Origin of the sequence: Zoogloea dura (assembly GCF_012927165.1) — a bacterium.
Taxonomy (GTDB): Bacteria; Pseudomonadota; Gammaproteobacteria; order Burkholderiales; family Rhodocyclaceae; genus Zoogloea; species Zoogloea dura.
Map to the genome: position 1 here is coordinate 113,920 of NZ_JABBGA010000016.1, position 7,232 is coordinate 121,151.

Annotated in this window: 6 protein-coding genes and 1 pseudogene; 4 read left to right on the plus strand and 3 right to left on the minus strand. The window is 61.4% G+C overall.

Going from position 1 to position 7,232, the window contains the following annotated elements:
• The 3 genes from HHL15_RS17845 to HHL15_RS17855 all read right to left on the minus strand — a co-directional run bounded on the left by HHL15_RS17845 (position 1) and on the right by HHL15_RS17855 (position 3,796).
• Positions 1-1,200: a hypothetical protein gene (locus HHL15_RS17845; RefSeq protein ID WP_169147157.1), complete on the minus strand. Its 1,200-nt coding sequence runs from the start codon at positions 1,198-1,200 to the stop codon at positions 1-3.
• Between the two features lie 40 nt (positions 1,201-1,240).
• Positions 1,241-2,842: a methyl-accepting chemotaxis protein gene (locus HHL15_RS17850; protein ID WP_169147158.1), complete on the minus strand. Its 1,602-nt coding sequence runs from the start codon at positions 2,840-2,842 to the stop codon at positions 1,241-1,243.
• A 213-nt stretch (positions 2,843-3,055) separates the two neighbouring features.
• Entirely contained in the window at positions 3,056-3,796 is a 741-nt protein-coding gene (locus tag HHL15_RS17855) for a TetR/AcrR family transcriptional regulator (protein WP_169147159.1), read from the minus strand.
• A gap of 195 nt (positions 3,797-3,991) precedes the next feature.
• Here HHL15_RS17855 and HHL15_RS17860 point away from each other — a divergent pair, with 195 nt between their 5' ends.
• From HHL15_RS17860 to HHL15_RS17875, 4 genes and pseudogenes are all read left to right on the plus strand, one after another.
• Entirely contained in the window at positions 3,992-5,272 is a 1,281-nt protein-coding gene (locus HHL15_RS17860) for a cytochrome P450 (protein ID WP_169147160.1), read from the plus strand.
• Positions 5,273-5,286: 14 nt separating this feature from the next.
• The gene (locus HHL15_RS17865; protein WP_169147161.1) at positions 5,287-6,318 is read left to right on the plus strand and encodes a hypothetical protein; all 1,032 of its coding nucleotides are present in this window, start codon (positions 5,287-5,289) and stop codon (positions 6,316-6,318) included.
• Between the two features lie 17 nt (positions 6,319-6,335).
• The gene (locus tag HHL15_RS17870) at positions 6,336-6,695 is read left to right on the plus strand and encodes a Cif family virulence factor (protein WP_169147162.1); all 360 of its coding nucleotides are present in this window, start codon (positions 6,336-6,338) and stop codon (positions 6,693-6,695) included.
• A 222-nt stretch (positions 6,696-6,917) separates the two neighbouring features.
• Positions 6,918-7,232, plus strand: a pseudogene (locus tag HHL15_RS17875) (hypothetical protein); the annotation flags it as partial.

Sequence of the window (7,232 nt, forward strand, 5' to 3'; positions counted from 1 at the left end):
TTAGAACACGAAGTCCACAGCAACGGACAGCAGGTTGTAGCTGCCGCCGCGGGTAAAGCCTGGCTGCCGGTTAACAAGCCCACCCGCCGAGCCGGAATCCAGATTCACGTGATCGAACTGAGTCTTGAATGCCACGTTTGTCATGAAGTCCCAGCGGGCGCCCAGGGACGTCCGTGTTTGGCTGACGTCACCCGCAGCAATGGCACTGTTGAGGCTCGCATCGAGGCTCGGTACGACGCCCTGCACGCTGTTCGCCGTGCTGGTATCCCGACGGGCCAGGGTCACGTAGGGGGTGACACTACCCAGGCGGTAGCCGATGGTGATGTAGCCAAGCGTCTGCTCGGCCAGCAAGGCCTCTCGCTCGGTGTGGGTCTTGCCCAGTTCAGCCATCACCAGCCAGTCGCCGGGGGTGTACATGTAGCCGAGGGATACAAAGGTGGTGCTCAGATCGTTGACGGCGTAGTTGTCGGCCACCGCAACGGAGGCTGAGGTTGCGGCGGTGCGATAGGCGGCCAGCAAGGGATCGATGGTGCTGGTCACCTTCATCTTGGCATTGGTGATGCTGGCGCGCAGGGTGTGGTCGCCCTTTTCGGCGGTCACAGCGGCACCGAAGATCTGGTTGGCCGAGAAGAAGCCCCGGTCCGGGTTCCGGAACTTGCTGTGGCCTGTGTAGGCCTGGGTCGTCATGGCCCATTCGCCGAGCGGGGTCTTCCAGGTCAGGTCGGCGCCGTCATAGTGGAAGAAGCCATTGCCGTAGAACTCGACAGGTGGCGAGAACCAGGGAAGTGCATAGCCGGCACGGCGATAGTCCGATACGAGATAGATGGGCATGGCCATGCGTCCGACGCGTACAGCCAGTCCCGGATAGGCCTCGTAGCGGACGTGGGCAGCGGTGATGTCGGGGTAGAAGCCGTTGTCGTAGCGCTTGAAGGCTATGGCCTGGACTGCCACCGAGAGCTGGTCATTGAAGCGAATGTCGCCCTGCAGGCCGAGCTTGCTGTCCATGAGTGTGTCCCATTCCCGGCTGTGGCCGGGGCCGTTGGGCACGTTGCGCGATACAAAGTCGGCGTTTGCCTCCGTGGAGTGGGTGGCGGCAAGGGTGCCGAATCCACTTAGCTTGAAGGTGTTGTCATCGGCGTGGGATGACGCTGCGCCGCAGGCCATGAGCGCAAGCGCAAGGCTGCGAATCCGGTGCTTCATTGTGCTTCTCCTTGTTGAAAAATAAGCTTGAGGTGTTGCTTCAGACCTTGAACAGCGCAACCGTGGTGCGTAGTTCGGTGGCGACGGCCGCCAACTGGTTTCCGTGCTGGGCACCCTTGCCGGCGGCGTCGGAATTGCGAATGGTCAGATCCAGGTGACGTGTCACATTGCCGGCAATTCTTTCGGTCACCGTGGCCTGTTCCTCGGCCATGGCGGCGATCTGCTTGTTCTTTTCGGTCATCCTTGCCACCGCGTCGGCTATTTGCCGGAAGGCACCCTCGGTGGCCTTTGCCTGATCCATGCTGGATTGAGCTTTTTGCCAGCCGCGCTGCATCACATCTGCGGTGGCATGGGTGCTGCCATGCAGGCGGTCGATGATTGAGCGGATTTCGTGGGTGGATTGCTGGGTGCGTTCGGCCAGGGCACGAACTTCGTCAGCCACCACGGCAAATCCCCGTCCCTGTTCGCCGGCGCGGGCGGCCTCGATGGCCGCATTGAGCGCTAGCAGATTGGTCTGACTGGCAATCTCGCCGATCACGTCAAGCACATGGCTGATGTTGGATGTGTCTTTTTCGAGTTGCTGAATACTGTCGGTGGCGCCCTTGACGTCCTGAACGAGTTCTTCGATGGCATGCAGGCTGCGGAGCACGGTCTCCCGCCCGTCTTTGGCTTCCCGATCTGCCTGCGAGGCTGCGCTCGCCGCATCGTTGATATGCTGCCCGATCGACTGGCTGGTGAGCGCCATGTGGTTGATCGACGAGGACACCTCTTCCGTCGTCTGGCGCTGTTCATCGGCTAGGGCACTGGTCGTGGTGGCGGTGTCGAACACCGTGCCCGACAACTCGCCGACATCGTGGGCGTTCTTCACCAGCTTCCGAACCGTATCGTGAAGACGATCGGCAAAGAGGTTGAAGGCCATGCCCACCTGGCCGAGTTCGTCGCGGCTCCGTATCTCTATCCGGCGAGTCAGATCGCCCTCGCCATGGGCGATGTCCTTCAGGGAGGCAATGACCGAGTCGGCATTGCGCTTGACCGTCGTGGCGACGTAGATGCCGACCGTGAGGCTGACGGCAAGACCGAAGGTGCACAGCAGCACGCCGACGCTGAGCGTGTGTTCGGCCTCGGCGACCGACGTGTCGATGGTGCCGACGAGCTTGCTCTTGGATGCATTCTTCAGGGCGATCAGGCCTTCCCGGTACTGACTCAGTGCCTTTGACATCAGGGGAACGGCGTTTGGATCTGGCGTGCCGGTGTTGTCCAGCATGCGTACAGAAAGGTCTCGCGCGAGCCGGTAATACTCGTCGAGGTACGCCAGCTGCCGGGTGATGTCCGCATCCTTGCCCAGTCGGGCATAGCCTTGCCGGCTGCGCTCAACCAGAGCATCGGCATTCGCCAGTTGGGCGCGCTCCCCAGTGGCGACAACCGATTCCAGTGCGCCCACGATGCTGTCGAGGAGGGCCAGGTTTTCGGTGCTGACCTCCAGGGCCGGAAACTGTCGATCGCGCAGTTCCCTCAGGCGGTCCAGGCTCAACTCGAACGCGTTGGCGGTGAAACCGAGATAAATCACAAGACAGAGCAGGGCGAAGGCGGGCGGGCACAGGATCTTCCAGCGCAGAGACAGCTCACGTAAAACGCTTGGCACGATGAATCACTCCCTTTGTGTCATGTTGAGGCGGAAGGCCTGAAGATTTCATTGCTTGCTATCGGTGAAATATGAACAAACTTTATAAAAGTGTATTTATTTAACTTTTGGCGTCATTGGGGGGCTGAAAGCGACAGGCGCAACTCTTCCTCGCCGCAGAAAGGCGAAACCGTGGAGCCGGCTTGGCGGAGGCTCGGAAAGGTTTAGATCAGATCAGCTGAGTTGGCGCGGCTTTGCCGGCGTGCAGCCTGGGGCCGCATTCTGGCCCGGTGTCTTGCGCAGGCCGGGGCCGGCCGACGGTTTGATGCTGATTGCGGCCAGCACGAAATCCACGGCGTAGTGACGCCAGGCTGCCATGTCTGTGGGCTGCTCCGGGTCCAGCCCGGCCAGTACCGAGACCAGATAGGGGCTGGTGAACGCGCCGGTGGTCAGGAGCCCTGCCGCAGCGAACAACATGCTGGCATCCACGCCCGGCTTGAAATCACCGTTCTCGGCGCCACGCACCAGGATTGCCTGCAGCTTCCCGTCGAGCAGGGGGGCCAGCTCCGGGAATCTGGCGCGGGGCGTGGTGTGGCTGGCATGGAAGCGGATCCCCTCCGGAGCGAGTGACCCGAGGGACGGCGTGCGCTGGAACTGGTCGAACATTTCGCCGAGGAAGGCGCGCATAGCCTCCACTGGCGCGAGGTGGCCAAGATCCTGGGCCACGAGGTGCGACATGGCCTTGTCCGAGGATTCATCCAGTACGCAGGCAAACAACTCAGTCTTGCCCTTGAAGTAGTGATAGACCAATTGCTTCGTCACGCCCGCCTGCTGGGCGATTACGTCGATGCGGGCGTCTGCAAGCCCTTTCGCGGCAAATTCCTGGCGTGCCGCATCCAGAATCCGCCGGATCGTTTCGCGCTTGTCCGGACCTGGTCGGGTGGTTTGGGGAATGGCGACATCGTCCCGCTTCATGATTTTTTTCCTCTTCTGTGGTGTCGGTGCCGGACTTGACTTGGGGTCAAACGAAGCTGGATCCAGGTGTTTGCGCAGGCGCTACCATCTTTAAGTATATGGACACTTCTTGATTTTGTGTTTTTAAACGCAGAAGTGCCAGATTGCCGGGTTTCCCGACACCGGCACCGATAAAACTGAAGGAGGAGACCCCCGATGGCAACCCAATACCGATCCGAAAAACTTGAGAAGGCGTTTGCGGCCCTGTCCAAGAATTACCGTGGCCTGGATGTCGATCTTTACGCCGTAAGTCGCGAGAAGCGTCAGACCACGCCGGTTATGGAAGGCGACTTCATGGCCAGTCTGTCGGTACCGACACACGCTGGTCAGCGTCATGGTCACCCGACTTATGCGGTCTTCAAGTACAACGACATCAAGGCGGTGCTGCAGGATGCCGCCACCTTCACTAGCGGCTTTATCGCCAAGGGCTTGGGTACCTTCTTCGGCGGTGACGGACTGATCATCATCGCCATGGACGGCGACCAGCACCGCAAGGCTCGTGGCCTGTTGCAGCCAGTTTTCACCCCGCAGAGCGTCAACCCCTGGCGCGTCGAGATCGAACGTTCTATCCGCGAGGAGTTCATCGCCCCCCTGGTGCCCAATAAACGCGCCGACCTGATGGATTTCGCCCTGTATTTTCCGATTCGCGTCATCTACGCCCTGATCGGGTTCCCGCAGGAAAACATCGGTGACTTCTATGAATACGCCGCGATGGGCTTGACCATTCTGGCGGGCCCCAAGAACGATCCGGCCGAAGAGGAAGCGGCCCGACAGAATGCCGTTTCGGCCAGTCAGGGGCTGTACGACGCGGTGATCAAGCTGGTTGCCCAACGGCGTGCCGAAGGGGCCAACGGTGACGATCTGATTAGCCGCCTTATTCGCGCGGAGTTCGAGGCGCGTCGCCTCGACGACATGGAAATCGCCACCTTTGTACGCTCCCTGGTGGCCGCCGGCGGTGAAACCACGACCCGCACCTTCAGCTCGGTGATGACCCTGCTGCTGCAGCGCCCCGCGTTGCTGGCCCGCGTGCGTGATGACCGCAGCCTCGTCTCGAAGCTGATCGACGAGGCCATTCGTTTCGAGCCGACTTCCACCGTAAAGGTGCGTCAGGCTGCCCGCGATGTGGAAATTGGCGGGGTGAAGATTCCCCAGGGCGCGCTGGTGCAGTGCGTGATCGCCTCGGCCAACCGGGACGAGGATGTTTTTGAGAACGCCGATGAGTTCGACATCGACCGCAAGCTCAAGCCGTCCTTCACTTTCGGCTACGGTCCGCACATGTGCATTGGCCAGTTCGTGGCCAAGCTGGAGCTGTCGGCAGCGGTGAATGCGGTCCTCGACCTCTTCCCCAATTTGCGACTCGACCCTGACCAGCCGGCACCCGAGATCCAGGGTGGCCAGTTGCGCGGGGCCTCATCCATCCCGGTGATCTGGGACTGAGAGCGAGGCGAGCGATGAAGACGTTCAAGACTATTCCCGAGCGGGGCGATTTTGCCTACCAGTGCTTGGTCGGCCCGCAGAAGGTCAGCGGCGAGAAGCTGGCCGATCTGCGTGATCACTTTGGTCTCAAGCTCACCAAGCACATGCCCTTCGGCTGTGTGCGCGACGACGAGGGCCACATCTACGCCGTCGTGCGGGCGGTAAATGCGCCGGGCAGCAGCCCCAACCCGACCAAGTTCATCTACCAGTCGTCGCGCCTCGACGGCGAGAGCATTCGTATCGATCGGGCACGCATGGCCGGCCAGGCCATGACCCTGTTTCCCGACCGGGCGCTGGAGGGCGGCACGGCCGTGTGGTCCAGCCTGAAGGGCGAACCGGGCAATCCGTGGATGATCACCGCCTCGGAAAAGGGCTTCACCTGGAAGGAGGAAGGCCTGTTCGAGCTGCAGGGCAAGCTGATCGGCAACGGCATGCAGTGGTACCTGCCGGGGCTCGATTGGGGAACTTTCTATGTGTCTCAGCTCTACGATGTCGCCGGCACCTGCGAGGGCAGGGCGGTGAAGGGCGTCATCGCCCTCGACCAGGCCTGGCTGGCCGAAGGCGGCGCCATCCACTTCCACAAGGATCTGGTGGTGGAAAACAAGATGCATGTCATCTGGTGGTCCTTCGCCACGATCTACCAGGACGGCAGCTGGGACGCCGGCTCCTTCATGGTCGGCCACGACAACCTGGGCTACGCCATTTTCCAGAATGAGAAGGGCGAGGTGCGCTGTACCACATCCATCGAGGGTGAGGTGGTGCACAAGCCGGGCAGTTACTTTGTCGAAAGCGCTCGCATCGTGCTCGAAGGCGATGAAGTCTGGGAGTTTCTGCCGGACCCGAAGGGTGAGATGCGCGACTTTGTCGGCGGCTTCCCGATCACCGCCCAGCAGGAAGGACGCTGGCGTCGTGTCGGGGATACCCGCGAGCCCGACCGCTGGTTTGGTTGGGGCGAGTCCGACCGCCGTAATGGTGCCGCGCGCAATGTGCGCGGCAGCGACTTGTAACTCCGAGAGGGCAAGACATGAACACAATTACCCGGGAGGCCATCGAAGCCTTCCTCCATGGCCAGGTGAGCGCCTGGAACGCCGGTGACAAGGAGGCCTTCCTGGATCACTACCGCCGCGTCGCGCCTGGTGGCCTCAGTATCGAATACGTCAGCCGCTCCTTGGGCGACGGCTGGCCAGTGCTCGAAGGCATGTGGCAACAGCAGAACGCGAAGATCGAGATCGAGGAAGTGATGGCGATCATCAACGGCAACGAAGTGGCCTGCCACAACCGCAACAAGGTCAAGGGCAGTACGGTGGTTATCGACACCATTGAACTGTACAGCTTTGGCGAAGGCGGCCAGTTGAGCGTCCGCTATTTCATCCGCCAGCCTTGAGCCTTCACTGGACAGGCGAACAGAAAAGAGCGGTGCCACGGTGCCGCTCTTTTTCTTTGGGTTTTAATATGAACAAAGTTGCCTTTTTTGTTTAGATTGTGCATGATGTTCCTGACGAATCGAGGCAACGGATGAGTGCCCGGCGGCAGGAGACAAAGACGCAGGCTTTCTGACGGAGGGTGGTTTTTCCGTGGGGTCGGTGCGCGTGCTCCGGTCGTTGAGGTGCGCGTTGCCACTTACGCCCCCACCCCTGAGAAAGGCCCGCTGACCATGCTGATCGACCTGCACGCCCACGCCCCGCACCCGGATTACTACGACCAGGACCCGTACTGGGGCCCGGCCTTCGAATCGCAACCCGACGGTGACATCAAGCTGCGGGTGGGCGACTGGATCCTCAGCCTGGGCGCCCCGGAGCGCAAAGCGGCCTTGCGCAAAGCCAAGGCCGAAGGGCAGGCGCTGAACGTGCAGGACTACATGGCCCGCTGGCGTGACCCGAAGACCCGCCTGGCCGGCATGGACGCCGCCGGACAAAACGCC